Genomic DNA, 24,988 nt, shown 5'->3' on the forward strand with positions numbered 1-24,988 from the left:
TCCGGCGGGGACATGGGCGGTGCCGGCCGCTGTTCGTTGCGGCGGCGTCGATCTGCCCGCGCGGATGCGGGGCAGACCTCGGGGGGTTCGCTGGGCGCGTGTTCCGGCTCCCGGCGACGACAGCCATGGTTAGCGGCGGCCAGGGCGGAAGGCAATGATGTGACCTACTACCCCACTGCGGGCAAATGGCCCTAAATCGGAAACTGTAGTGACATCTGCCCTGTTCAGGGGCATCTCGTCCTACGATGCTGGTTAGGATGTGATCCCGCTCTCGTGGGCACCGTCACGCCTGGCAGCCCCGCAGACACCGAACCGCGAGGGCCTCACAGGGCACACGGCCTTGTCGCCGGCCCGGCTCCGCATCAACGCACCGTCCAGGGTGTGGTGAGGCCGGCCGTGGCATACGGCGACGGCGGCAGGCAGCACGCGGGGAACTTCGGGGCCGCCCCGGGCCGAGGACTGCAGGTTCAAGGCCAACCCATCGGCCCGCCTCCCCATCTTGCATTCCGGCAGCAGCAGAACTGACCCGAAAGCAGGAACACTTGCCCAACACGACCTCTCCCCTCATGCGGCGCAGTGCGGCCCTCGCCGCCGCTCTCGGGCTCGTCGCCCTCGCCGGCCCCCAGGCGGCCGACGCGGCGCCGGCCGCCGCCACGGCCGGCGGGCCCGCGGCCCTCCACTGGTCCACCTGCCCCGCAGGCTCCGACGCCCCTCGCGGTACCTACTGCTCCACCCTCAAGGTGCCCCTCGACTACTCCAGGGCGAACGGCCGGCAGATCAAGCTCACCCTGTCGATGGCCGGCGACCTGAACGCCCCCCGCACCCTCGTGGTCAACCCGGGTGGTCCGGGCGAACCGGGTATCGGCACGGCCAAGCTGGTGTGGAGCTCGCTGCCCCAGGATGTCGCCGCGCAGTACAACGTTGTCAGCTTCGACCCGCGGGGCGTCGGCGCCAGCACCCCGGTTTCCTGCGGGGACACGACCAAGCTGCTCAGACATCCGGCCGCGCCGTACACCCCGACGACGGACGCCCACGAGCAGGCGCGGCTGACCGTGGCCCGCGAGGTCGCCGACCAGTGCCGTGCGAACTCCAAGGACCTGCTGCCGTACATCACGACCGAGAACGCGGCCCGTGACATGGACCGGATCCGTACCGCGTTCCACCGCGACAAACTCGACTACCTCGGGTATTCGTACGGCTCGAGACTCGGCGCCACCTACGCGACACTGTTCCCCACGCACACCGGCCGCATGATCCTCGACAGTGTCGTCGATCCGACCGTGACCACATACGCCTCGCAGTACGAGCAGGATCCGGCGCTCCAGCACCGGGCCGACCAGTTCTTCGCCTGGGCGGCCGAGAAGGACGGGACCTATCACCTGGGCACCAGTGCGTCGAAGGTGTCGGCCGCGTGGGACGCCGTCCGCCAGAAGCTGGACGCCCGTCCCGCCGGGGGCAGGGCGGGCAGCGCGGAGATCGACGATCTGCTCGCCTCCGCCATGTACACCGATCTGGACTGGGGCGATGTGGCCCAGGCCGTCTCGGATTACCGGCGCGGGGACGCGAGCACACTGCTCGGCGCGACCGACCAGCTCGCCCTCGGCGGCGTCGACCCGGCCCAGCTCGCCTACAACTGCGTGGACGACGCCTGGCCCCGCGACTGGGCGACGTGGCACCGGGACACCGGGGCGGCGGCCCCCAAGTCTCCGCTGTTCGCGTGGCTGAACACCTGGTACAGCGCGCCGTGCGCGTTCTGGAAGGCGCCGACGGCCCGGCCCGTGAAGATCGGCTCGGCCAAGGTGCCGCCGATCCTTCTGCTCCAGGCCAAGGACGACCCGGCGACCCCGGTCGAGGGCGCGCGGCGCATGCACCGGGTGCTGGCCGGTTCCCGCCTCGTCGTCGCGGGTGGCGGCAACCACGGCCAGTACCTGTTCGACGGCAACACCTGCATGGACCAGCACGGCAGCCGCTACCTGCTCACCGGACGCCTCCCGGCCGACAACTCCAAGTGCCCGGCGGCACCGGCTCCTTGAGCGAAGCCTCTACGACTGCCGCCCAGCTTCGTCCGCCGGCTCATGGCCGTCCTGTCATGCCCACACCCCAGTCGGCCCCTGATACGGCCGCAGGTGCCTTCTGCAGCGTTCGCTGTCAAAGGCCCGGCGGCCTGCCACACCGTGAACAACGGCGTAAGCGGGCGTCCTTGTGGTTCTTGTCCTCCGGGATGACGTGTCGGATACCGCGACGACGCAGGCAGGTGCAGATCTGCTTCAGCGAGACGATCCCGCACAAGGGCCGGCCGGAGCCGTCCGCGCTCAGCTGCGGCTTGGTGCTGACCCGCCGCGTGAGCAGCCAGGCCCTCCCCCGCCCGACTCCGTTCGACAGCTCTCCTCGTCCCGACGCGCTCCGGTCAACGCGCCAGGACAGTGATCGGACGGGCCCGTACAGTGGTGCCGTGTCAGCAGCCCGGCACCCGGATGTCGTCATCAGCAGCGGCGTCGAGAGGCCCGTCCCCGCCGACGGCGAGCTGTGGGCGGTGGGCGGGGTGATTCTCGACCGGGAGGGGCTGGCCTACGCCCAGAGACGCAGCCCCGGCCGGCGGCCCCTCCCCGACTGTTGGGACATCGTGGGCGGCCACGTCTGATCTGATCTGACCCGACCTCGACGGTGATCAGCTGGGCAAGTACTCGGCCCTCGGCCGGTCAACGTGCCCTCGATGAGCGGGAGTCGGCCCGTTCGGGGATGCCGTTCCAGGACGAGCTAGGGTGGGCACTATGCGATGGGGGGATCGTCCGGTATGGATCCGGTGCACGGTGGTGGTGTACGTGATCGGATTTCTGGAAGGGACGGGAGCGCACGCGTACTTTCTGGTGACCGGCGGGCTGAACGCCTACAGCTACGCACCCATACTCGTCCAGCTGCTCTTCCACGTGCTCTTGCTGCTCGATCCGCTCGTCGCCGTATTGATCACGCGTGCTCAACCTGGTGCACCGTTGCTCGCCGCCGCGGTCATGCTCGCGGACGTGCTCGGCAACTGGAGCGCCGCATGGAGCGCCGTCCTGACGCATCCCACCGCGTTTCTCCGTCCAGTAGGGCTCTTGCCGATCACGCTCTTCGGTATCTTCGTCTTGGTCACGGCCCTTCCGCTCCGCCGAGCGCTGACGCCGGATGATGACGACGGGGCCGGTATGCCATGTCCGTCCGAGGCAGGGTGACGGTCGGTACGTCGGCCCGGCCGAGCATCCTTCCGTGGAGGCGGGACGCTCAGGGCCGCGGGTCTCGAGCCGCCCGGCTCAACCGGCTTCAGAGGTCGAAGAGCAAGCTCAGCTGAAGTCGAGCGTCCACTGTGCCGGGGTGGGGGTCGGTGGCTCTGTTCACGGGAGTCGGCAAGGTGGCATCGAGGCACATCCAATGCGGCCCGCGTGTGCGCCCGCTCGAACTGACCGGCGACGAGGACACCGACCGCGCGGCTGTGTCCGCCGCTGCCCAGGGCCCGATCGACATGGTGCTCGACCTGCTCCCGCCCGCCGCCCCCAGCTCGGCGGTGCGCGCGACGGCCATGACCGTCCGCGAGTACGGCCGCGTCGTCCTCATGGGCGGCGTCGGCATGCTCGGCGGCGCCGACCTCGCCCTTCCCTACCCGTGGATCATGCGCAACTCGGTCACCGTGCGCGGGCAGTGGATGTAACCACGCACGGCGAACGTCGGCATGATCCGACTCGTCGCGTCACATGCGCTCGACGCCGGTCCCGAACGGGTCCGGACCTTCCTCCTCGACTCTGTCAACCTCGACTCTGTCAACGACGCCGCCGAGTGCGCCGCCGCTCATGGCGGGCCGTTCGACCGCACCGTCCTCACCCCGCCTGCCGCCTGATGGCTGTCCCCCCCCGGCCGAGGGGCGTGCCGCCCCCACGAGCGACGGGCTGCGCCGTCAGCCCAGTTGGTCGGCTGTTGGTCGACGCTCGTCCGATGCCCGAGGGCCGGTGGCATGACAACCGGCTCCGGGCCGTGACCGCACCCGGGGTCTCGTGCTGCGTCACGGCTGCGTTGCTGGTCGGGTGGGCTCTCCAAGCTGGAGCCAAGATCGATTGTCAGTGGTGGGTGAGACGATAGGAGCATCGAGTCGGAAAGAGGGGGCGCTGCTCATGTCCGGAAACCAGAACTACATCAATCACGTTGCTCTTGTGCTGGATGCCAGTTCGTCCATGTCGCATCTGAGCCGCAAGGTCGTCGAGGTCGCCGACCAGCAGATTGCATATCTTGCCCGCCGATCGGGGGAACTGGACCAGGAAACCCGCGTCACGGTGTATGTCTTCGCCGACAAGGTGGAGTGCGTCATCTACGACAAGGACGTGCTGCGGATGCCGTCGCTGAAGCAGCTGTACCGGGTCGGTGGCATGACGGCTCTGCTGGCGGCCGCGCTGAAGTCACAGCAGGAACTGGCGCAGACGGCTCAACTGTACGGCGACCACAGCTTCCTGACGTTCATACTCACCGACGGGCAGGAGAACGCAAGTCATCGCTGCCCGGATGCCCCTGCCAGGGACCAGCGTGAACTGGTTGAGGCCGTGGCGGAGATGATCGAGACACAGGGGGACAACTGGACGCTGGCCGTCCTCGTGCCGGACCAGATGGGCAAGCGGGAGGCCATGCAGTGCGGTTTCCCGAAGGACAACATCGCCATCTGGGACGCCACGAGCACACAGGGGCTGGAGGAGGCCGGGCAGGTGATCCGGCAGGCCACCGAGAAATTCATGGTGGGTCGCTCCCAGGGCATCCGGGGATCGCGGGCGGTGTTCTCCACGGGTGCCGAGGCGGTCAACAAGGACACCATCGAGGCGGTCGGCCTCACCCCGGTGGATCCCTCGCAGTACGAGCTGATCCCGGTGGCTCGTGACGCGGCGATCCGGGACTGGGTCATCGAATGCGGGCACACCTACCGTACCGGTGGTGCGTTCTACCAGCTGAGCAAGTCGGAGAAGATCCAGGCGCAGAAGCAGATTGCGGTGCTGGAGAAGAAGACCGACCGGGTGTACACGGGGCCCGAGGCCCGAGTCCTGCTCGGCCTGCCGGACGTGGAAGTTCGCATCAAGCCGGACCACAACGACGACTTCACGATCTTCGTGCAGAGCACCAGCGTGAACCGGAAGCTCGTCCCGAACACGCGGCTGCTGCTGATGCTCTGACGCCTCGGAAGTCGCTGGACGCACCACCAAAGGCCGAAGGACACGTACGAGAACGCGAAGTGCGACGACGCCTGCCTCCCCGATGGCCGCACCGCGCCCAATGCGGAGTGCGGTGCTTCAGCGCCGGCCGGACGCCGAGCCCGCGCCCGTGCGTCCAGCGCTTGTCTGGGCCTCGGGCCCCAGCCCCTACTGTCGCGGGCGACGTCGTGCCCGATCTGGCACGCGCCCTCAGCACGGCCGGCCGCGACCACCACCTCCACGCGCTGCTCCTCCACGTCGCACGCCAGGCATCCGCCTGGGAAGTCACCGGCCTCGCCGACATCCTCAGGGACGAAGGCATGCCCGCAGCCGCCGACAAACTGCTTGCTGCCCGTACCGCAAAGCGCAGGGCCGATCGCCCCGATGACAGTCACGGCCGTTCCTCACGGCGGTGATCCACCAGCGAACCTGAAAGCCGAGGTCAGCGAATCGGCGCGCGGAACGGCACAGTCCGCCCTGCCGAACGCCGAGTACTGCCCCGAACCGGAAGAACGCCTCCAGAGCACGCCCGACCAGCGCCTGGAGCCACAGCAGCCGCGGGTGCGGGCCCTGTGCCCGGTCGTGGACGAGGCGCGACGACGAAGGCCCTGCGGCTGGCAGTGACGCGGCGGCCGCGCGACGGGCTTGATCAGCGTCGGCTTCCCCGCACTGGTGCTATCAAGGGTGTATGGAGGTATTTTCCGGGCACTCTCGGAGCCCGGAACATCATCCGCCCGGCGGACGCTCGCGCGAACGTCGCGCCTCCTTGCTGGACCTGCACAGTGCGGCCGGTCAGGTGTTCCTTCTCCAGGTCGTCATAGTGGTCCTGCTGGTCGTGGCCGCGGTGGTGGGCATGGTGCTCCAGGCGGCGAGTGACGCTCTGCAGCAGGGGCGACGGGTGTCGGTCGTCGCGGCCCACTCGTTCGCGAGTGCCCCCGGCGTGGCGGCGGCGCTGCAGAGCCGGGACCCGTCAGCGGTGCTCCAGCCGCGGGCCGAGGCGGCGCGCCGGCGCGCGGGTGTGGATTTCATCGTCGTCATGAGCACGAAAGGGATTCGCTACACGTACCCCTATCCGCAGGAGATCGGGAAGAAGTTCGTCGGCACCATCGCACCGGCACTGCGGGGCCATACCGTCGTCGAGCAGGCCGGCGGGCCGCCGCTGCCCGCGGGCAAGGGGACGGACGTGCAGGCGGTGGTCCCCGTGACCGACTCGCGCGGCAAGGTGGTCGGTCTGGTCTCCGCCGGAATCACGGTCAGGGCCGTGGCCGGACTGTGGCTGCCGCAGCTGCCGATCATCGTGGCCAGCGGCGCGGCCTCGCTTGCACTGGCCGTGACGGGAACGACGCTGGTGTCCCGGCGGCTGCGGCGGCAGACGCACGGACTGGCCCCGGTGGATCTGGCGCAGTTGTACGAGCACCACGACGCGGTTCTGCACGCGGTGCGGGAAGGGGTACTGATCACCAGCGCCGACGCGCGACTGCTGCTGGCGAACGACGAGGCGGCGCGGCTGCTCGGACTGCCGGCAGACGTGCAGGGACGCCCGGTGCGGGAGCTGGGGCTGCCGGAACCGGTCATGCGCCTGCTGTCGTCGCCGGGGGCGGTCACCGATGAGGTGCATCTCGCAGGGGACCGATTGCTCGCGGTGAACAAGCGGCCGACCTTCCCGCAGGCCGACCGGGGAGGCAGCGTGGTGACCCTCCGGGACACCACGGAGCTGGCGGCGGTCTCGGGGCGGGCCGAGGTCGCACTGGAGCGGCTGAAGCTGCTGTACGAGGCCGGTGTGGGGATCGGGACGACGCTGGACGTGGGGCGTACGGCCCAGGAGCTGGCCGACGTGGCGGCGCCGCAGTTCGCCGACCTCGTGACGGTGGATCTGCTGGACTCGGTGCTGCGGGGGTGGGAGCCGACGGCGGAGGGCTGGCGGCATCTGCGCCGGGCGGCGATCGGCGGAGGACAGCGGATGATGCCGGTGTATCCACTGGGCGAAGTGATCACCTTCTCGGCCGGCACCCCGCAGATGCGCACGCTGCAGGAAGGGCGGGCCGTACTGGAGGCCGACCTGCGGCAGGCCCACGGCTGGCGGGCACAGGATCCGGAGCGCGCGCTGAAGGCCCTGGAGTGCGGGCTGCAGTCGCTGGTGACCGTGCCGCTGCGGGCGCGGAACGTAGCGCTGGGCGTGGCGAACTTCTACCGGACGGTGGATTCCCCGGCTTTCGATCCGGAGGATCTCACCTTCGCGGAGGAACTGGCCGCGCGGGCGGCGGTGGCCCTCGACAACGCCCGGAGGTTCACCCGGGAGCACGCGATGGCGGTGACCCTGCAACGGAGTCTGCTGCCGCGGGGGCAGCCGGAGCAGGACGCGCTGGAGGTGGCCTGGCGGTATCTGCCCGCGGAAGCGGGGGTGGGCGGGGACTGGTTCGACGTCATCGCGCTTCCGGGGGCGCGCGTGGCCCTGGTGATGGGGGACGTCGTCGGTCACGGGCTCCACGCGGCGGCGACCATGGGCCGGCTGCGCACTGCGGTGCACAACTTCTCCACCCTGGACCTGCCCGTGGACGAGGTGCTCGGGAATCTGGACGACCTCGTCTGCCGCATGGACAACGAGGAGAACACGGGCGATGCCGCGGACAGCCACGAGGGAGAGGGGGTGACCGGAGCGACCTGTCTGTACGCGGTCTACGACCCGGTTGCGGGGGCCTGCACGATGGCTCGTGCCGGACACCCGGAACCGGTGGTGGTACGCCCGGACGGGACGGTCACGAGTCCTGGTGTGCCGGCCTCGGCGCCCCTCGGTCTGGGCGGCTACCCCTTCGAGACCGCGGAGGTGGCCCTGCCGGAGGGTTCACAACTGGTGCTGTACACCAACGGCCTGCTGGCGAACCGCACCCAGGACATCGACGCCGGGATGGAGAGGCTGCGTGGGGCGTTGGGCGGCTCCGGGGGCCGCACTCCGGAGGAGACGTGTCAGGCGGTGATCGACGCGCTGGAGCCGTCGCACTCCTCCGACGACATCGCTCTGCTGACGGCACGTACCCGGATGTTCCCGCCCTCGCGCGTGGCCGAGTGGGACGTGCCGGCCGATCCGGCGCTGGTGCCCTCGGTGCGGGCGCGCTGCCGGGAGACGCTGCTTCAGTGGGGGCTCGAGGAGATCGCATTCGCCACGGAACTGATCGTCAGCGAGTTGGTCACGAACGCGATCCGGTACGGCTCACCGCCGGTCGGCGTACGGCTGCTGCACGGACGCTGTCTGATCTGCGAGGTGTCGGACGGCAGCGGTACCTCGCCGCGCCTGCGGCGGGCGACGACCACGGACGAGGGCGGACGGGGGCTGTTCCTGGTGGCGCAGTTCGCCCAGCGATGGGGAACGCGGTACACGACTGGCGGCAAGGTCATCTGGGCGGAACTGGTTCTTCACGACGGCACGTCCGTCGCCTCGGGCCTCGCACCGGTCGACCTGCTCCTCGACCAGTTCGACCTCGACCAGTTCGACGATGCAGCCTTGTGAGCCGAAGTACTCCGTCCGCCTTCCGGGGTCTGGCGGCTCGAAACTTTCGACCGTAGTCCCAGGGATGGCGGGCGTAATTTCGCCCGACATTTCGGAAACTCTTGGCGAGCGTGCTTCATCAGCCGTGCTGGGCTGGAGCAACGGCGGGCGCAGGCATGCAGACGCCACCCCGCTCCGTGGTCATGGGACCGGCCGTCGCCGCGACGGCCCTGGTCGGCGCCGTCACCTTGACGGTCGACGCCGTCCCGGCGCTGGCTGCCGCAAACCGGTGAACGGGGCGCGGAGGTCCGGCGGGGCGCCCAGACCTGCCGAGGTCCCGTGCGGCGGTTGGCAGGACCGCAGCCTCGTGCGGGGCTGCGGTCCTGCCGCGGTTTCACCGCCGCTGGCCGGCCGTGTGCGGAGCCTGACGTGAGGTCAGTTCCAGATGCCGGTGATGTCGGAGGCGTTTGCCGCGGCCCCGGCGTGGGTGGTCAGTCCGGCCAGGTCCTCGAGGGTGCGCAGCGTGTTGTAGTGGTTGTAGCGCGTCGAGGTCGAACTGCCCGGCGCGACGTGCGCGCCGTAGAACACGGTGGCGATGTGGTTGCTGTGCGAGCTGTCGTCCTCGTCGAAGGTGACGGCCAGGATGCTGTTGTGCGTCCGGGCCCAGGTGGCGTAGGCGCTGAGGTTGTTCTTCAGCCAGTTGTCACCGGTCGTGATGGAGCAGTCGTGCATGTCGTTGCACAGGTTCGGAACGACGAACGAGACCTTGGGCAGGGTGGTGTAGTCCGTCGGGAACTGCGTGAAGGTGTGTGCCGTGTTCAGCGGGACGTTGCTGAAGGCGAACCACGGATTGTGTTTCCGGGCGTACTTGGTGGCGGAGTTGGTGCAGACCGTGGAGCCTTGGGAGGGCAGACCCTCGTTGTAGCTGCCCCAGGTCTTGCCCGCGGCGATGAGCTCGGAGCCGAGGTTCGCGGCGCTGCTGAACTGCGGGGTGTAGCAGTTGTCGTTGGTGATGCCCTGGTTGTTGCCGGAGAACAGGTCCAGGTAGTTCGGCTGGCTGGGGTGGGTGACGGCGAACGAGTTGGTGAGGTTGCCGCCGCCGGCCTTCAGCGTGTTGTTCAGGTACGGGGCACTCGTACTGCCGATGACCTGCTCGTAGGAGTGGTTCTCGAACACCACCACGACCACGTGGTCGGGGGTGGGCAGAGCGGCGGCCTGTGCAGCCGGGGCGGCGGCCCAGACCCCGACCAGAGAGGCGGGGAGGGCGACGGCGAGGGAGAGCGCCCGGCGCGAGCGCTTGACGCGGGACAGCAAGGACACGGTGGACCTCCTGTGGGTGCGGTGAGCGGGGAGGTTCTCCACTGATCAGGTCCTTTCTGATCAGGCGTTAGGAGAGTAGGGGTGCGCCGCCGCGGCCTTCAGGTGTCCGGCAATGAAGACCCGTCGAACAGGCGTTGGCAGCCGGCGGCTGTTCCGTTCCTCGTATTCACCTGCCGGAGGGTTGCCCCGCACACCGGACCCCGGGCCCCGGGCCCCGGACCAGGGCAACCCATCCGGCTGAGGCGCAGACCTCGACCCGTGGTACCTCCTCGTGCATCTCCGCCCCGCGCTCGCCCCCGTACAGGCCTCTCTGGTTGAACTCGGCGTCGTGGTCACCTCTCGTCGCCAGTCTCGACCTCCCGGCAAACCGACGCGACCGCGGGGCGGGGGGTGGGCTCACCAGGTCTTGGCGGCGGCGAGGAGGCGCTCGCGGACGAGTGTCACGTGGGGGTTGGTGGAGCTGCCCGGTCGTTGGACGAGGTAGGCGGTGTTGATCGGGGGGTCCTCCGGCTGGTGGAGTAGCCGGAGGGCGCCGGAGGCGAGTTCGGTGCGGCACAGGTAGCTGGGCAGGACGCTCCAGCCGGCGCCGGCGGTGACGGCGGTGAGGACGCTGCGCAGGTCCGGGACGGTGATCGCGGCCTGGGCATGCAGGCGGCGGTGGAAGACGTGGCGCCAGTAGCGGCGGGCGATGGGCAGGTCCTCGGCATAGGTGATCAGTGGCAGGCTCTCCAGGGCAGTGGGCAGATCCTGGCCCTTGAGCCGTTCGGCCCATACAGGTGCGGCGACCAGGACGAATTCCTCGTCGGCGAGGAGTTCGGCGTGGAGAGTACGGCCGCGGGGGCGGCGGGTGGCGACGACGAGGTCGTGGCGTCCGGCCCGCAGTTCGTCGAGCAGCGGTTCGGTGAGTCCGATGGCCACCCGTAGCCGGACGCCCTGGGCGACGAGCGGGGCCAGCACGTGGAGGCCGGCGACGCTCATGAACTCTGCGGGCCCGGCCAGATGCACCGGCGCCACGGTGCTGCTGGGCTCCTCGCCGGTGATCGCGGCCAGTTGGTCGAGAGGGGCCGACAGCTGTGTGGCGAGTTCGTCCGCGTGGGGCAGCGGGGTCACGCCCTGGGCCCGGCGTTCGAACAGCTCGTGGCCCAGGCGGTTCTCCAGCGCTCGGATCTGCATGGTGACCGTGGACTGCGACAGGCCGAGCCGACGGGCGGCGGCCGTGAAGGAGCCCAGGCGGTGCACCGCCAGGAAGGTGCGCAACAGGTTCAGGTCCAGCGGACCGGATCCATGAGTGTCATGATCGCTCACGGCGTCGAGCCTACGAGGTACTTGCGGCAGCCACGTGCGCTCAGCGCCCGGACGGACATCGGTTCATCGATACCTGATATCGGTCTCTTCATTGGCGCCGATACTTCAGTGCCTTTAATTTCGAGATCCGAAGCATTGAGGCTCTGAGCGTCAGAGCGTGAACCCCAGCTTTCGGAGACCGCACCAATGTCGAAGATCCTTTTTGTGATGACCGGCGCCGACCACTGGACACTGGCGGACGGCACCAAGCACCCCACCGGCTTCTGGGCCGAGGAGGCCGTCGCCCCGTACCAGGCGTTCACGGCCGCAGGTCACGAGATCGTCGTCGCCACGCCGGGCGGCGTCGTCCCGCCTCTGGACCAGGGCAGCCTGGCGCCACAGTTCAACGGCGGCGAGGAGGGCGCGAGCAAGATGGCGGACGCCGTCGCCTCGATCAGCGAGATCCGGCACCCCATCAGCCTGCAGGACGTCGACCTCGACGACTACGCCGCCGTCTTCTACCCCGGCGGCCACGGCCCGATGGAGGACCTGGCGGTCAACGCCGAGTCCGGCCGTCTGCTCACCTCGGCGCTGAAGTCCGGCAAGCCTCTCGGCGTGGTCTGCCATGCCCCGGCTGCTCTCCTCGCCGCGATCGAGCAGGACGGCACCAACTCCTTCGCCGGGTACAAGGTGGCCGCGTTCACCAATACGGAGGAGGCCCAGTCGGGTCTTGCGGACAAGGCGAAGTGGCTGCTGCAAGATCGCCTCACCGAGGCGGGCGTGCAGGTTCAGGTAGGCGAGCCCTGGGTCCCCAACATCGTCGCGGACCGCAACCTGTTGACCGGTCAGAACCCCTCCTCCTCCGCACCGCTGGCCGCGGAGCTCCTGAGGAAGCTGGCCTGACACCCGCAGCACCGATCGAACGGGGGGACTGGACACCGCGTTCGTCAACCGGAACCGGTCCCTTGCCGTCGGAAGGACACAGATGAGCAGGATCCTCGCCGTGGTCACCAACCAGGCGACCTATGGAACGAATCCACACCGGACCGGACTGTGGATCGCAGAGCTGGTTCACTTCTACGACGGGGTCCGCCAGGCCGGCTTCGAGGTCGACATTGTCAGTCCAGCAGGGGGACAGGTACCGCTGGATCCCCGCAGCACCAGATGGGCCGGCAAAGCGGTGCGCGACTACATGAACGATCACGCGTTCATGTCAGGCCTGGACCGCACCGGCAAGGCCGCCGACGTCGACCCGGCCAGGTATGCCGCGATCTTCTACACCGGCGGGCACGGCGTGCTGTGGGACTTCCCCTCCAATGCCGCGCTCCAGCAGGCCGCGCGGCAGATCTACGAGCACGGCGGCGTGGTCTCCTCGGTCTGCCACGGTGCCTCTGGGCTGCTGGACATCACGCTCTCCGACGGATCCCTGCTCGTCGCCGGCCGCACGGTCACCGGATTCTCCACCGCGGAGGAGCGAGTCGCCATGGTGAAGAACCGGGTGCCGTTCCTGCTGGAGGACGAACTCCGCAAACGGGGCGCGCACTATGCCAGGAACACCATTCCGATGACCCCCTTCGCCACCGCCGACGGCAGGCTCGTGACGGGACAGAATCCGTACTCCACCAAGGCCGTCACGGCAAAGATCATCGAGACGCTGCACCGCCTTTGACCAAGCGTCGCTCAAACCGTTGGAGGAACATCATGAAAGCAATATCGATCAAGGAACCCGGGGGGCCGGAAGTCCTGCGGTGGATCGATGTGGAGGACCCCGTCCCCGCAGCGGGTGAAGTGGTCATCGATGTCGTTGCGGGCGCCGTCAACCGGGCCGACGTGGCACAGCGGCTGGGGTTGTACCCGGTTCCGGAGGGAGCATCGGCCTATCCGGGCCTGGAGGTCTCCGGACGGATCAGCGCTGTCGGCGAGGGGGTGACGAGCTGGCGGTCCGGCGACGAGGTGTGCGCACTGCTGACGGGAGGCGGATACGCACAGAAGGTCGCTGTCCCCGCAGGGCAGCTGCTGACGGTGCCCAAGGGCGTCAGCCTGGTCCAGGCGGCAGCGTTGCCGGAGGCCACCGCAACGGTGTGGTCCAACGTCTTCATGACCGGCGGGCTGAAGGCAGGCGAGACCTTCCTCATGCACGGCGGAGCCGGCGGCATCGGCACGGCAGCCGTTCAGATCGCCAAGGCCCACGGCGCTCGCGTCGTCACCACCGTCGGCGGCCCCGAGCAGGCCGCCAGGGTCCGAGAACTCGGCGCCGACCTCGCGATCAACTACCGCACCGAGGACTTCGTCGAGCACGGCCCCTACGACGTGATCCTCGACGTCATCGGCGGCGACTACCTTCCGCGCAACGTCACATCCCTGGCCCTCGACGGGCGCCTGGTCGTCATCGGGCTGCAGAGCGGCCTGACGGCGGAACTCAACCTCGTCGAACTCCTCGCCAAGCGCGCATCCGTGCACGGCACCACCCTGCGCTCGCGCCAAGCCGGGCAGAAGGCAGCCATCGTGGCCGAAGTCCAGGAACACGTGTGGCCGTTGATCGAGAACGGAACGGTGCAGGTCGTCATCGACCGCACCCTGCCCATGGACCAGGCAGCGGAAGCGCATCGCATCCTGGACGCCCACCACATCGGCAAAATCGTCCTCCTCAACCCCGACGCGGCATGAGTCACCCTCCCGTACAGCTCGGGCGCGGTCCAAGGACACGAACGAGACTGGGAGTGCGGTCCCGCGGAAATCCGCTTGAACGACAGTCGGGTGGACGTGGCAGGCTTGCGCGGTGATTGTCGAGCTGTCCCCCCGTTTTCTGGCCTGGGCCGATGTGGATCCCGACCGTCATCCCTTCGACGGGGTGTCGGCGCCGCAGGTGGTGCGGTCACTCGGTCCCGCCCGTAGGGTGCCCAGCCGCCCCGATGTCCCCTTCGCCGACCCGGCGATGAGTGCCTGGAGCTGGGACGAGGGCAAGCCCTGGGCCGACGCCATGTCGCACGCCCTCGCCGAACACTACGGCCGCTGGAGCGTGGGCTGGCGCTGGGCGCACGACGAAGGGGACTTCGACGGAGGACCGGTCGGGAACTGGTGCTGCCCGCGGGACTCGATCACCATCCCGGAGGAGACGCTCGACCGCGTCGTCGCGGCGTTGTGCGAGTGGCGCGGGTGGCTGGAGAGTCTTGCCAGGTGGTTCGAGGCGTACCCGTTGGACCTGGCCGACGTCGAGGAGCAGCGGATCCTGTGGGAGCGCGCCGCCCGAAACCTGATCCTGCAGGTGACCGACCGCACCGGCTGCGGCAGCGGCTGGCACGGACACTGTCATCAGGTGCTCAGCTGGTTCCTCAGCCACTGGGGCGTCGCACCCGACCTCGCGAGGGAGCTGGTCGACGAGGCGATCGGCGGGCGGTTCGCCAGCTGGACCGGGCCCGACCCGGTGCTGGTGGAAGACGTCGCGGAACGGCTCGCGCTGTCGCTGCGGCCGGACGACGGCATACGGCCGGCCACCGGACCCGCGCCGGACCATCTCGAGCGTTGGCTCGCGGTGCGCCGGACCGTGCCGTGGCAGGAGGCTCCCGAAGGCGGCGGGGACGGACCGGTGACCCCGTCGCGCGACGGGGTGGCGGAGGACATCCGAACCTTCGACGGGGCCCTGGACCCCGCCCGCGCCCAGGGCCTGCTCGCCGCCCTGGAGCTGCTGCGGGCCGACGCGACGCGCGGCGCCTGCCTCGACTTCGAGTTGCTCCGGAGCTGGCAGCAACACGTCCTGGGCACACCGCAGCCGCCGCCGTTCCGCGATCTGCCGGCCTTCGCCAAGCAAGGCCGGGAACGCTACGGCATCGGCCCGGACACCCGCGCCCGCCTCGACGCCTGCCTGGCGGAGAGCGTGCAGGACGCCGAGCGGCCTCTCCCCCTCACCGCCCGGGCCGCACGTGCCTACCTCGACGTCTGCTTCTTCCATCCCTTCGACGACGGAAACGCCCGATCCGCCCTCCTCGCCCTCGTCTTCGTCCTCGCCCGCGAAGGTGTCGCACTCGACGGGGTCAGCCTGCTGCGCCGCGTCGCCTTCCAGGCCGACGAGCCCCAGGACGCGCTGGCCCTCACCCGGTACATCGACGTTCACCTCGCGCAGACCCGACGCAACGCCGTCGCCCCCGGCTGCTAGCGGGTGGTCGGCCCCATGCAGCGGGCGAGGAGACACACCCTCCGCTCGCCGACCCGCGATGCGATCGACCGGGCCGGCGATGGCCGAGGGACGCGGAACTCATGGGGACCCACGCGGTGGAGAGGAACGGTACTCCGCTGATACCGGAGGCGGTGTGGCCGGAGGAAACCCTACGCATCGGGCAGTGGCTGCACGGTCAGCTGGTAGTCCTGCACGATCCGGCCGTCGTCGTCCAGCACGAGGAAGACCCGGGCCGCCCAGGCCACTTCGCCCAGGTGTGGGCCCGTGGCGTACGTCAACTGGATGGTGAACATGACGACGTCGTCGTGCACGGTGACGTGGTCGTCGTGCGTGACGTGGTACTCCCCGGAGGCAACGAAGAGCCCGTACGCCTCCGTCAACCGTTCCAACATCCCCTGATGTCCGCGGAATTGGGTGCCTTCGACGAACTCGACGCCGTCCGGGGTCCACAGCTCGGCGACGGCGCGCTTGCGTGCGGCGACGTCCGGCTCGCTCCAGACGGCCACATATCGCTGCACGATCTGGTCGACGTCCGTGACGGTGGTCTGCGGCATGATCGGTCAACTCCCTCACTCGGCGCGTGCACGGCCGGGATCCGGCCGTGGGCACCACGCTGCGGGCTACCGTCGCGGGAGGGTCAAGGACAACTGCTCGGCCGAACCCTCCCCCTGGGGGAGGCCGCACAATCGAGGAGTGACGAGCTACCTGTCGATCGGCGACTTCTCGCGCGCCACCCACATGACCGTCAAGACCCTGCGCCACTACCACGAGATCCGCCTGCTGGAACCGGCCGACGTGGATCCGCACACCGGGTACCGGCGCTACTCGGCCGAGCAGATCCCCACGGCCCAGGTGGTGCGCCGCTTCCGGGACCTCGGCATGCCCTTGGAGGAGATCAGGACCATCCTGGCAGCCTCGGACGTGGCAACCCGCAACCGGCACATCAGCGCGCACCTGCGCCGGTTGGAGCAACGGCTCGACCGCACCCGGCGCGCGGTCGCCGCGCTGCACGACCTGCTGGCCCCACCCGTGGCGGGGGACGCACCCCGGATCGAACTGCGCAGCGTCGACGCCGTACCTGCCGCGGCCGTCACCGCCACGGTCGAGGCCCAGGACGTGGGGACCTGGTTCCAAGGCGCCCTCGGCGAACTGTTCGCGACCCTGGCCGGCCAGGGGCTGAGCGAGACCGGTCCTGCCGGCGGCATGTACGCCGACGAGTTGTTCACCCTGCACCGGGGGCAGGCCACCGTGTTCGTGCCCTGCAACGGCCCCCTCCGACCGCTCGGCCGGGTCGAGCCGCTCCACGTGCCATCGGCGGAACTCGCCGTGATCGAGCACTGCGGCCCGCCCTCGGAGGTCGACCGCGCTTACGGCGCGCTGGCCACCTACGTCTCACGGCACGCCCTCGCCATCGACGGCCCCATCCGCGAGTACTACCTGGTCGGCCAGCGCCAGACCCGTGACAGCACACTCTGGCGGACCGAAGTCTGCTGGCCGGTCTTCCGCACCGGAGGGCCCGACCGGACGCCGCCGTCCGGCAGCGCCACGGCAAGCACAACGACGGAAGGCTGAGAGCGTGCCGCCGTGCGCGCTCGCCGTGGCGGCGGTCACGCGCTCCCCCGGGTCCGGTCATCCGGCCCTTCTTTCGGCGGCGTCTACCTGCCACTTGCGTCCCATCGCCCGGAAAAGGGCCGGATACACCCCCAGGTACCGGAACGGCTTGATGGCAGCCATATAGAGGACGCCGAACAGCCCGTTGGGCTTCACCAGGACGGCCATCTGTCCGCGGTGGCCGCCGGCCGCGTCCGGGACCCAGCCGATGTGCATCACCGCGTGCACGGTGCGGTTGGCTACCTCGGCCGCCCACTCGTCGTGCAGTTGGTACACGGAGGTGAACGGAAGCGAGCGGGAGTCCGGCCCCTGGGGACCCTCACGGAGGTCCGCCGGCAACCGGTCACGCAGACTCGGCACCCGGGCACCGATGCCGCTGGCGGACTCGTCCCAGCCGAGCAGCCTCCCGAGCTTCCGGCGGATCGCGAACAGCCCGCGGTACCCGGGGGAGGAGATCGTTGTCTCGTCACCTCCCTCGTGCGCGATCTGGCGCACGAGGTGCGCGAGATCGTCGGGACCGCCTGGTGTCGGAAGTGCCCACACGTCCTCGAGGTGGAAGTCGCCGGTGATCTCGTGGATCCGCCAGGGGCGGGACGTGTGTGCGGTACTGGGGAGTCTCATGAGCCGGCTCCTGTCTATACGATGCCGTATAGACAAGACTAGACCCTCCTATACGGCACCGTATAGATAGGGGGAGACGTGAGGGGAGCCACACCATGGCCAAGGCCCGTACGCCCCGCGGCAGATGGATCGAGGAGGGCTTGCGCGAACTCGCCGTCGGTGGCCCGGAGGCCGTACGGATCGAGTCGCTGGCGCAGTCGCTCGGGGTCAGCAAGGGCGGCTTCTACGGCTACTTCCGTAACCGGGACGCCTTGCTCGGCGAGATGCTCGACACATGGGAGCGTGAGGTCACCGAAGCGGTGATCGAGGAGGTCGAGAGCGGCGGAGGAGACGCGCGCGCCAAGCTGGACCGGCTGTTCACGCTCGTCGCCTCATTCGCCGACGGACCGGTGACCGGCACCGCGATCGACCTCGCGATCCGCGACTGGGCCCGCCGCGACGAGGCCGTGGCGGACCGACTCCGACGCGTCGACAACCGGCGCATGGACTATCTGCGCTCGCTGTTCGGCTCCTTCTGCGACGACGAGGACGACGTCGAAGTCCGCTCCCTGATCACCTACTCGGTGCGGATCGCCAGCCACTTCATCGCCGCCGACCACGGCGGTCGCAGCCGCGCGGAAGTGATGGAGCTGACCCGGAGGTGGCTCCTGAGGTAGCACCTGATGCCGACCTGAAGAGAGCGCCGAGGTCGTCGTGCGCATGGCGACCATCGGCGAGGACGGCCCCACCGGCACCTTCCACGAGGACGACCACGAACTCCCCTGGTAAGGCCGCCTCGTCGAGCACTGCCGCCCGACGCCGGGGCAGCTGCCCCGCCCCGGGGCAGCCGGTTCATGAGGCCGACTGCCACACACCACGGCATCGGCGTGACCGGCGTACCAGTACAGCGGTGCGACCGGACCGCCGCGCAGTCGCGCTCGGCCGGCATTCACTCCGGCGGCAGCGTGTCCGGCAGGTCCAGTGCGGCGGACACCTGGCGCCAGATGGCGGTGAGGGCCGTGTCCAGGGTGACCGTCGGGTCGCGGAGCATCAGCCGGATGCCGTAGCCGTCGCTCAGCGACAGGACCAGCGTGCTCAGTTCGTCCACGTCGGTCGGCGTGAACTCGCCGGACGCGACGCCACGCCGTACCGCTCCGGACACCCAGGCGTGCAGCTGCGCGTACAGGTCCACGGCGAAGGCCCGGGTGGTCTCGTCGCGCAGGGCCCGGGCCCACAGTTCCTGCCACAGCCGCCAGTCCTGGCGCAGTTCGGGATCACTGGGCAGCAGGCTGCGCAGGATCCGGGCCAGGACGACCGCGGCCGGCGCAGTCTCCGCGTCGCGTTCGACGTCGACGGCGGTGTGGGCGAAGGAGTGCGTCATCGCCTCGGTGAACAGCTTCTCCCGCGTGTCGAAGTGGTAGTGCAGCAGCGCGGTCGACACGCCGGCGCGCTCGGCGACCATGCGCATGCGGATCTTCTCGAAGCCGATCTCGGCGATGACCTCGCACGCCGCGGTCAGGATGCGCTCGCGCGTGTCTGCCGTGCGCACCTTGGTGGACACCCTGCCGCTCCCCTCGTCCGGTGGTCGTACGCCGTGGCCATTCTCCCTCACCGCGTCGTCCCCGGTGCCGCCGCCGCACGCTGCGGCTCCGCGTCGTACGCGTGGAAGCCGCGCCCGGACTTGCGGCCCAGCAGTCCGGCCTCCACCATCCGGGACAGCAGCGGGGGCGGTGAGAACTGCGGCTCGCGGAACTCGGCGTACAGCGACTCGGCGATGGCCCGGGTGGTGTCCAGGCCGATGAGGTCCGTCAGGGCCAGCGGGCCGAGCGGGTGCGCGCAGCCGAGGACCATGCCGCGGTCGATGTCCTCGACGCTCGCGCCGCCCGACTCCACCATGCGGATGGCGGCCAGCAGGTAAGGGACGAGCAGCGCGTTGACGACGAATCCGGCTCGGTCCCGGGTGCGCACGACCTCCTTGCCGAGCCTGTGCGTCACGAAGGTCTCGGCCCGGGTCACGGTGGTGTCCGAGGTGAGCAGGGACGGTATGAGTTCGACCAGCCGCAGTACCGGTACGGGGTTGAAGAAGTGCACCCCCACGACGTGTCCGGGACGTCCGGTCGCGGCGGCGAGCCGGATGACCGGGATGGAGGAGGTGTTCGTCGCGAGGATGGCGTCGTCACCGGTGACCACGGCGTCGAGGCGGGTGAGGACGTCGGTCTTGAGGCGCTCGTCCTCCGCCACGGCCTCGATCACCAGGTCGCGGTCGTGCACGGCCTCGATCTCGTCGGCGACGGTGATCAGGGCGGCGGCGGTCTCGCGCCGTTCGGCGGTGAGTCTGCCGTGCGCGGTGGCCCGGTCGAGTGAGCGGGCGATGCGCAGGCGGCCCGAGCGGGCCGCCTGCGCGTCGCGTTCCACCACGGTCACCGGCAGGCCGGCCCGCGCACAGACCTCGGCGATGCCCGCACCCATCAGGCCGCAGCCGACCACTCCGACGCGTTCGATGGCGGTCATGCAAGGTTCCCTTCGGTCCGTGTCGGCCGGTGTCGTCAGGCGGTGGGCAGGTCCAGGACGCCCGAGCCGCGCTTGATCAGCTCGCCCGCGATGATCAGTCGCTGGATCTCGGAGGTGCCCTCCCAGATCCGGTCGACCCGCAGTTCCCGGTAGAGCCGCTCGACGGCGTACGTGCGGTCGTATCCCCGGCCGCCGTGGATCTGCAGGCACCGGTCGATCACCCGGCCGGCGGCCTCGCTCGCCGCGAGCTTGGCGATGGCCGCCTTGGCGTGCAGCGTCTTGCGGTCGCCGGCCGTGGCCCGGTCGACCTCCCAGGCGACCTGATGGGTGTAGGCGCGGTTGACCGCGATGTCCACCGCGCAGTCCGCGAGCATGCCCTGGATCAGCTGGTACGAGGCGATCGGCGCCCCGAACTGCTCCCGCTCCACCGCCCAGTCACGGGCCAGTTCCAGGGCGCGTTCGGCGGCGCCGGTGGTGCGCGCGGCGATCATCAGGCGCTCCTCGGTGAACCACGAGCGCGTGATGTCGTACCCCTCGCCGATGCCGCCGAGCACGGCGTCCTCGCCGACCTGGACGTCGCTGAAGGTGAACTCGGGGTGCTCGTAGACGAAGGTGTGCATGAAGCGCGGGACGCGCGTCATCTCGATGCCGGGGGTGTCCTTGTCGACGAGGAACAGCGTCGGCGCGCGCTCGGGTCCCGCGGCGGCGAGCACGATCATGAAGTCGGCGTGGTCGCCGACGGTCACGAACCACTTCTCGCCGTTGATCACCCAGCCGTGGTCGGTCTTCGTCGCCGTGGTGGCCAGGTTCTGCGGGTCCGAGCCGGCGCCGGGCTCGGTGACGGCGTAGCAGTCGCGCCGCTCGCCCCTGATCACCGGGACGAGGAAGCGCTCGCGCTGCTCCGGAGTGCAGAAGCGCAGGGCGTTGGCCGGACGCCACACCGTGTCCCACAGGGCGCCGGTGAGCCGTCCCAGCTCCTCCTGCACGGTGGCCTGCTCGGCGATGGTGAGTCCGGCGCCGCCCCACTCGGCCGGCATGTTGACGGCCTGGAGCCCCGCGTCGAGGACCGCGTCGCGGATCTTGGCGTGCGCGTCGGCGGGCAGGCCGTTGTTCTCCTCGCACGGGAGCTCGTAGGCGGCGATGAAGTCGGTGAGGGCGCGCGCGTCGGCCTTGAGCTGTGCCTGGCGCGGGGTGAGACGGAAGTCCATGGATGTCCTCGCTGTGCGGTGATGAAGGGGCGGGTTCAGTGCGTGGGCAGGGCCAGGGCGCGGGTGCCGCGCTTGATCAGCTCGTTGGCGATGATCAGCCGCTGGATCTCGGAGGTGCCCTCCCAGATCCGGTCGACCCGCAGCTCGCGGTACATGCGCTCGACGGGGTGGCTCCGGTCGTAGCCGCGGCCGCCGAAGATCTGCAGACAGCGGTCGGCGACCCGGCCGGCGGCCTCGCTGGCGGCGAGCTTGGCGGTGGAGGCCTTGGCGTGCAGCGTCTTGCGGTCGGTGTCCGGCTGGTCGGCCTCCCAGGCGACCTGGTGGGTGTAGGCGCGGTTGACGGCGACGTCGACGGCGCAGTCGGCGAGCATGCCCTGGATCAGCTGGTAGGAGGCGATCGGCGCCCCGAACTGCTCCCGCTCCACCGCCCAGTCACGGGCGAGCTGCAGGGCGCGCTCGGCGGCTCCGACGGTGCGTGCCGCGATCATCAGGCGTTCGTCGGTGAACCATTCCTTGGTCAGCTCGTAGCCGTTGCCGACGCCGCCGAGCACGTCCTCGTCGGCCACGAGGACGTCGCTGAAGGTGAACTCGGGGTGCCCGTTGACCGCGGAGTGCATGAAGCGCGGGACGCGTGTCATCTCGACGCCCGGCGCGGCCTTGTCGACGAAGAAGAGGGTGGGCAGCCGCTCGGGCCCGGCGTCCGCCTGCACCAGCAGGAAGTCGGCGATGTCGCCGCAGGTGACGAACCACTTCTCGCCGTTGAGAAGCCAGCCGCCGTCGGTGCGGGTGGCGGTGGCGGTGCCGGAGGACGGGTCCGAACCGGCGCCCGGCTCGGTGACGGCGAACGCGTCGAACTTCTCGCCCCGGATCACGGGCAGCAGGTACGTCTCGCGCTGCCGCTCGTCGCCGTACGCCAGCACGTTGGCGGGCCGCCAGGGGATGTCCCACAGGCAGTTGGTCACCTTGCCGAACTCCTCCTCCACGATGACCTGGTCGAGGAGGCCGAGGCCGGCTCCGCCCCATTCGGCGGGCATGTTGATGGCGTAGACGCCGGCGTCCATGGCGGCCCGGGTCAGTTCGCTGACGAGTTGCTGCGGCAGTGGGCCGCCGGCCTGCTCGGACTGGTCTTCGTACCGCATCAGCAGGCGTGCGTAGTCGGCGGCGCGGCGCTTGAGGTCGGCCTGCTCAGGGGTGTAGCGCATGTCCATGGGGCCTCTTCGGTGGTGTCGCAAAGGGGTGGGTCAGGCGAGTACGGCGCGGGAGTCGAGGGCGAGGACTCCGTGAAGGCTCACGAGCAAGGGGTTGACCTCGATCTCGGCGATCTCCGGGTGGGCGGCGGCGAACGCCGTGATCGTCTCCACGGCCGCCGCGGCCGCGGTGATGTCCACGGCGGGCCTTCCGCGCACCCCGTCGAGCAGGGCGGCGGTGCGCAGGCCGCGCAGCAGCCGCAGGGCACGGTCGGCGCGTACCGGGGCGAGGGCGAAGACGGTGTCGCGCAGGGCCTCGGCCAGCACTCCACCCAGCCCCACCATGGCGACGGGGCCGAATCGGGGGTCGCGATTGACGCCGACGATCAGCTCGACGCCGTCGGTCAGGTCCGCCATGGCCTCGACGGAGTAGGAGGGGGCGCCGAGCCGGGCGTGCATCTCGCGGAAGGCGGCAAGGAGTTCACCGGGCCCGGCCAGGCCCAGTGCCACCCCGCCCGCGTCGGACTTGTGCAGCAGGTGGAGGGCTTTGAGGACGTATTGTCCGTCGAACTCCCCGGCGGCGGCGAGCAGTTCGGTCTCGTCGTGGACCTCCCGGGCGGCCGGGAACGGGAGACCTGCGGCTTCGAGGGCGCTGCGGGTCTGCAGGTAGCCGCTTTCGTGCAGGGGAGCCGCGGGCGAGGGAAGGGGTGCGACGCCGGTGCGCGGTGCGTCGGGTGCCGTGGCGGCGAGGGCGCGAGCGGCGTCCTCGGTGGCGGCGAAGACCGGGATGCCGGCTGCGGCGAGGGTGCGGCAGCTGGGCGACTCGGGATACATCGACTGCACCACGAGGGGCTTCGCGGTGGCGCGGTGCCGGGTCGCGATCAGGCGCGCTGCTTCCTGTTCCCCGTGCGCGAGCGCCGTACCTCCTCCCCCGAGCCCGCCGCCTGCGGCCGCGTAGCCGCCGAAGTAGCCGGTCATCAGGACGGAGTCGACCTCCTCGGCCGCCAGCAGAGCGGCGACGGTCTGTGCGTACGAGCCGGGGTTCTGCTCCCCCATTCCGGCGAGGTCGACCGGGTTGGCGACGGCCGACTGTTCCCACAGACCCGCGCGAAGGCGTGCGCGGGTCGACGTGTGGAGTTCGGGCACGGTCAGCCCGGCGGCCTCGACGGCGTCGGCGGCGATGACGCCGTGGCCGCCGCCGTCCGTGAGCACGGCGACCCGGCGGCCGGCCGCCCTGCGTCCGCTCGTCAACGCGGCCAGGGCGACGGTGAGTTCGCGTGGGGTGGCGACCAGTTCCACGCCAGCGTCCCGGCATGCCGCGGACACCACGTCGGCCGAGGTGGTCAGTGCCCCGGTGTGCGACTGGGCGCTGCGCGCGGAGGCGTCGCCGCGTCCGCCGGTGAGGAGCACCACGGGTTTCCCGGCCCCTGCGGCGGCCTCGGCGAAGGCGCGTCCGTCGGTGAAGTCCTCCGCGTAGACGGCGATGGCCTGGGTGCCGTCGTGCCGGGCGCAGTCGGTGAGCAGGTCGACGAGGGTCACGTCGGCCTGGTTCCCCAGGGAGACGAAGCGGGAGAAGCCGAGGCCGTGCGGCCGGAAGCGGAGCTGGAGTTCCAGGGCCAGGTTGCCGCTCTGGCTGAGGAGGGCCACACCGCCCGGGGTGAAGGTGTCGGAGGCCAGGAAGAGATCCGTGGTGTTGTCGGCCAACCCGAGGCAGTTGGGCCCGACCATCACAGCGCCCGCGGCGCGTACGCGTTCGGCGACGGCGTGCTGGCGGGTGCGTCCCGCGTCCCCGGTCTCCGCGAACCCCGCGGTGATCGCGACGATCGCCCGGGCCCCGCAGCGCAGGGCCTCCTCCACGGCGTCCTCGAAGCCGCCGGCGGGCACGGAGACCACCGCCAGGTCCACGGGTTCGCCGATGGCGACCAGGCTGGTGGCCGCGGTCCGGCCGAGCACCGTGCCACCGCGGCGGTTGACCAGGTGGACGGGGCGGCGGCCGTTCGCCCGCAGGGCCTGGGCGGCGATGGCGTGGCCGTACTTGGCCGGGTCGTCGCTGGCTCCCACGACGGCGACGGAGACGGGGTCGAAGAGTGCGGAGAGGTCGCGTCCCATCTCATTTCACCAGCCGAAGAGCCGAGTTGGGGCAGGCGGCGACGGCGGCCTCGGCGACGTCCTCGGTGCCCGGCGGCACGTCGTGCTCCCGCACCTGCGCATAGCCCCACTCGTCGACGTCGATCAGTTCCGGGGCGGGTTCCTGGCAGAGGCCGTAGCCCTGGCAGCGGGTGGAGTCCAGCAGCAGTTTCATGGTGCGGTCCTTTCGGTGCGCCGGGTTCGGGCGGCTCGACGGAGGTGGGGGGCGACGGAGGTGAGGGGCGACGGGGGCGAGGGGAAACGGGGCAAGGGGGGCAAAG

23 protein-coding genes are annotated in these 24,988 nt (G+C 70.3%); 13 read left to right on the forward strand and 10 right to left on the reverse strand.

Annotated features, from left to right (window positions below; genetic code table 11):
* The first annotated feature begins 542 nt into the window (after positions 1 to 542).
* From ACWGJ5_RS33745 to ACWGJ5_RS33775, 7 genes are all read left to right on the forward strand, one after another.
* Positions 543 to 2,033 (forward strand): alpha/beta hydrolase, encoded by a 1,491-nt coding sequence (locus ACWGJ5_RS33745; protein ID WP_453313431.1) that lies wholly within the window; start codon positions 543 to 545, stop codon positions 2,031 to 2,033.
* A gap of 419 nt (positions 2,034 to 2,452) precedes the next feature.
* The gene (locus ACWGJ5_RS33750) at positions 2,453 to 2,641 is read left to right on the forward strand and encodes a hypothetical protein (RefSeq protein WP_453313432.1); all 189 of its coding nucleotides are present in this window, start codon (positions 2,453 to 2,455) and stop codon (positions 2,639 to 2,641) included.
* A gap of 169 nt (positions 2,642 to 2,810) precedes the next feature.
* Positions 2,811 to 3,212 (forward strand): hypothetical protein, encoded by a 402-nt coding sequence (locus ACWGJ5_RS33755; protein WP_453313433.1) that lies wholly within the window; start codon positions 2,811 to 2,813, stop codon positions 3,210 to 3,212.
* Positions 3,213 to 3,361: 149 nt separating this feature from the next.
* A complete protein-coding gene (locus ACWGJ5_RS33760; protein WP_453313434.1) occupies positions 3,362 to 3,685 on the forward strand; it encodes a hypothetical protein in 324 nt (107 codons plus the stop codon).
* A gap of 21 nt (positions 3,686 to 3,706) precedes the next feature.
* Positions 3,707 to 3,871 carry a hypothetical protein gene (locus ACWGJ5_RS33765; RefSeq protein WP_453313435.1) on the forward strand — a complete coding sequence of 55 codons (165 nt, stop codon included), beginning with the start codon at positions 3,707 to 3,709 and terminating at the stop codon, positions 3,869 to 3,871.
* Between the two features lie 271 nt (positions 3,872 to 4,142).
* A complete protein-coding gene (locus tag ACWGJ5_RS33770) occupies positions 4,143 to 5,183 on the forward strand; it encodes a vWA domain-containing protein (protein WP_453313548.1) in 1,041 nt (346 codons plus the stop codon).
* A gap of 706 nt (positions 5,184 to 5,889) precedes the next feature.
* Positions 5,890 to 8,706 (forward strand): SpoIIE family protein phosphatase, encoded by a 2,817-nt coding sequence (locus ACWGJ5_RS33775; RefSeq protein ID WP_453313436.1) that lies wholly within the window; start codon positions 5,890 to 5,892, stop codon positions 8,704 to 8,706.
* A 414-nt stretch (positions 8,707 to 9,120) separates the two neighbouring features.
* Here the strand turns inward: ACWGJ5_RS33775 and ACWGJ5_RS33780 are convergent, their stop codons facing one another.
* The gene (locus ACWGJ5_RS33780) at positions 9,121 to 10,005 is read right to left on the reverse strand and encodes an alkaline phosphatase family protein (protein ID WP_453313437.1); all 885 of its coding nucleotides are present in this window, start codon (positions 10,003 to 10,005) and stop codon (positions 9,121 to 9,123) included.
* Between the two features lie 396 nt (positions 10,006 to 10,401).
* Positions 10,402 to 11,310, reverse strand: coding sequence for a LysR family transcriptional regulator (locus ACWGJ5_RS33785; RefSeq protein ID WP_453313438.1), 909 nt, complete (start codon positions 11,308 to 11,310; stop codon positions 10,402 to 10,404).
* 186 nt (positions 11,311 to 11,496) lie between these two features.
* On the opposite strand from ACWGJ5_RS33785, the gene ACWGJ5_RS33790 reads away from it, so the two are divergent.
* The 4 genes from ACWGJ5_RS33790 to ACWGJ5_RS33805 all read left to right on the forward strand — a co-directional run bounded on the left by ACWGJ5_RS33790 (position 11,497) and on the right by ACWGJ5_RS33805 (position 15,442).
* A complete protein-coding gene (locus ACWGJ5_RS33790; RefSeq protein WP_453313439.1) occupies positions 11,497 to 12,192 on the forward strand; it encodes a type 1 glutamine amidotransferase domain-containing protein in 696 nt (231 codons plus the stop codon).
* A gap of 82 nt (positions 12,193 to 12,274) precedes the next feature.
* Complete coding sequence (locus ACWGJ5_RS33795) at positions 12,275 to 12,958, forward strand: type 1 glutamine amidotransferase domain-containing protein (RefSeq protein WP_453313440.1); 684 nt, start codon at positions 12,275 to 12,277, stop codon at positions 12,956 to 12,958.
* Between the two features lie 32 nt (positions 12,959 to 12,990).
* Positions 12,991 to 13,956 carry an NAD(P)H-quinone oxidoreductase gene (locus tag ACWGJ5_RS33800; RefSeq protein ID WP_453313441.1) on the forward strand — a complete coding sequence of 322 codons (966 nt, stop codon included), beginning with the start codon at positions 12,991 to 12,993 and terminating at the stop codon, positions 13,954 to 13,956.
* A 112-nt stretch (positions 13,957 to 14,068) separates the two neighbouring features.
* Positions 14,069 to 15,442 (forward strand): Fic family protein, encoded by a 1,374-nt coding sequence (locus ACWGJ5_RS33805; RefSeq protein ID WP_453313442.1) that lies wholly within the window; start codon positions 14,069 to 14,071, stop codon positions 15,440 to 15,442.
* 170 nt (positions 15,443 to 15,612) lie between these two features.
* Here ACWGJ5_RS33805 and ACWGJ5_RS33810 read toward each other — a convergent pair whose 3' ends face one another.
* Positions 15,613 to 16,017, reverse strand: coding sequence for a nuclear transport factor 2 family protein (locus ACWGJ5_RS33810; RefSeq protein WP_453313443.1), 405 nt, complete (start codon positions 16,015 to 16,017; stop codon positions 15,613 to 15,615).
* A 139-nt stretch (positions 16,018 to 16,156) separates the two neighbouring features.
* Between ACWGJ5_RS33810 and ACWGJ5_RS33815 the strand changes: the two genes are divergently transcribed.
* Positions 16,157 to 17,035 (forward strand): MerR family transcriptional regulator, encoded by an 879-nt coding sequence (locus ACWGJ5_RS33815; RefSeq protein ID WP_453313444.1) that lies wholly within the window; start codon positions 16,157 to 16,159, stop codon positions 17,033 to 17,035.
* Positions 17,036 to 17,092: 57 nt separating this feature from the next.
* Here ACWGJ5_RS33815 and ACWGJ5_RS33820 read toward each other — a convergent pair whose 3' ends face one another.
* On the reverse strand, positions 17,093 to 17,695 hold the full coding sequence (locus ACWGJ5_RS33820) for a DUF2867 domain-containing protein (RefSeq protein WP_453313445.1): 603 nt from the start codon (positions 17,693 to 17,695) through the stop codon (positions 17,093 to 17,095).
* A gap of 95 nt (positions 17,696 to 17,790) precedes the next feature.
* On the opposite strand from ACWGJ5_RS33820, the gene ACWGJ5_RS33825 reads away from it, so the two are divergent.
* The gene (locus ACWGJ5_RS33825) at positions 17,791 to 18,351 is read left to right on the forward strand and encodes a TetR/AcrR family transcriptional regulator (protein ID WP_453313446.1); all 561 of its coding nucleotides are present in this window, start codon (positions 17,791 to 17,793) and stop codon (positions 18,349 to 18,351) included.
* A gap of 272 nt (positions 18,352 to 18,623) precedes the next feature.
* Here ACWGJ5_RS33825 and ACWGJ5_RS33830 read toward each other — a convergent pair whose 3' ends face one another.
* Genes ACWGJ5_RS33830 through ACWGJ5_RS33855 form a run of 6 tightly spaced genes read right to left on the reverse strand, consistent with a single transcriptional unit; the run spans position 18,624 to position 24,882 of the window.
* Positions 18,624 to 19,235, reverse strand: coding sequence for a TetR/AcrR family transcriptional regulator (locus tag ACWGJ5_RS33830; RefSeq protein ID WP_453313447.1), 612 nt, complete (start codon positions 19,233 to 19,235; stop codon positions 18,624 to 18,626).
* A gap of 47 nt (positions 19,236 to 19,282) precedes the next feature.
* The gene (locus tag ACWGJ5_RS33835) at positions 19,283 to 20,185 is read right to left on the reverse strand and encodes a 3-hydroxybutyryl-CoA dehydrogenase (protein WP_453313448.1); all 903 of its coding nucleotides are present in this window, start codon (positions 20,183 to 20,185) and stop codon (positions 19,283 to 19,285) included.
* A 35-nt stretch (positions 20,186 to 20,220) separates the two neighbouring features.
* Positions 20,221 to 21,393 (reverse strand): acyl-CoA dehydrogenase family protein, encoded by a 1,173-nt coding sequence (locus ACWGJ5_RS33840; protein ID WP_453313449.1) that lies wholly within the window; start codon positions 21,391 to 21,393, stop codon positions 20,221 to 20,223.
* Between the two features lie 35 nt (positions 21,394 to 21,428).
* Entirely contained in the window at positions 21,429 to 22,601 is a 1,173-nt protein-coding gene (locus ACWGJ5_RS33845; protein ID WP_453313450.1) for an acyl-CoA dehydrogenase family protein, read from the reverse strand.
* Positions 22,602 to 22,634: 33 nt separating this feature from the next.
* A complete protein-coding gene (locus ACWGJ5_RS33850) occupies positions 22,635 to 24,689 on the reverse strand; it encodes an acetate--CoA ligase family protein (protein WP_453313451.1) in 2,055 nt (684 codons plus the stop codon).
* Position 24,690: 1 nt separating this feature from the next.
* Positions 24,691 to 24,882 (reverse strand): ferredoxin, encoded by a 192-nt coding sequence (locus ACWGJ5_RS33855; RefSeq protein ID WP_453313452.1) that lies wholly within the window; start codon positions 24,880 to 24,882, stop codon positions 24,691 to 24,693.
* Positions 24,883 to 24,988 lie beyond the last annotated feature (106 nt).

Source organism: Streptomyces sp. NPDC054783 (assembly GCF_053611725.1).

What these genes read in the sequence shown, in the direction of transcription:
- ACWGJ5_RS33765 (WP_453313435.1), top strand. Translation starts at nt 3,707, where the DNA reads ATGATCCGACTCGTCGCGTCACATGCGCTCGACGCCGGTCCCGAACGG.
- ACWGJ5_RS33770 (WP_453313548.1), top strand. Translation starts at nt 4,143, where the DNA reads ATGTCCGGAAACCAGAACTACATCAATCACGTTGCTCTTGTGCTGGAT.
- ACWGJ5_RS33775 (WP_453313436.1), top strand. Translation starts at nt 5,890, where the DNA reads ATGGAGGTATTTTCCGGGCACTCTCGGAGCCCGGAACATCATCCGCCC.
- ACWGJ5_RS33790 (WP_453313439.1), top strand. Translation starts at nt 11,497, where the DNA reads ATGTCGAAGATCCTTTTTGTGATGACCGGCGCCGACCACTGGACACTG.
- ACWGJ5_RS33795 (WP_453313440.1), top strand. Translation starts at nt 12,275, where the DNA reads ATGAGCAGGATCCTCGCCGTGGTCACCAACCAGGCGACCTATGGAACG.
- ACWGJ5_RS33800 (WP_453313441.1), top strand. Translation starts at nt 12,991, where the DNA reads ATGAAAGCAATATCGATCAAGGAACCCGGGGGGCCGGAAGTCCTGCGG.
- ACWGJ5_RS33810 (WP_453313443.1), bottom strand. Translation starts at nt 16,017, where the DNA reads ATGCCGCAGACCACCGTCACGGACGTCGACCAGATCGTGCAGCGATAT.
- ACWGJ5_RS33820 (WP_453313445.1), bottom strand. Translation starts at nt 17,695, where the DNA reads ATGAGACTCCCCAGTACCGCACACACGTCCCGCCCCTGGCGGATCCAC.
- ACWGJ5_RS33825 (WP_453313446.1), top strand. Translation starts at nt 17,791, where the DNA reads ATGGCCAAGGCCCGTACGCCCCGCGGCAGATGGATCGAGGAGGGCTTG.
- ACWGJ5_RS33835 (WP_453313448.1), bottom strand. Translation starts at nt 20,185, where the DNA reads ATGACCGCCATCGAACGCGTCGGAGTGGTCGGCTGCGGCCTGATGGGT.
- ACWGJ5_RS33840 (WP_453313449.1), bottom strand. Translation starts at nt 21,393, where the DNA reads ATGGACTTCCGTCTCACCCCGCGCCAGGCACAGCTCAAGGCCGACGCG.
- ACWGJ5_RS33845 (WP_453313450.1), bottom strand. Translation starts at nt 22,601, where the DNA reads ATGGACATGCGCTACACCCCTGAGCAGGCCGACCTCAAGCGCCGCGCC.
- ACWGJ5_RS33850 (WP_453313451.1), bottom strand. Translation starts at nt 24,689, where the DNA reads ATGGGACGCGACCTCTCCGCACTCTTCGACCCCGTCTCCGTCGCCGTC.
- ACWGJ5_RS33855 (WP_453313452.1), bottom strand. Translation starts at nt 24,882, where the DNA reads ATGAAACTGCTGCTGGACTCCACCCGCTGCCAGGGCTACGGCCTCTGC.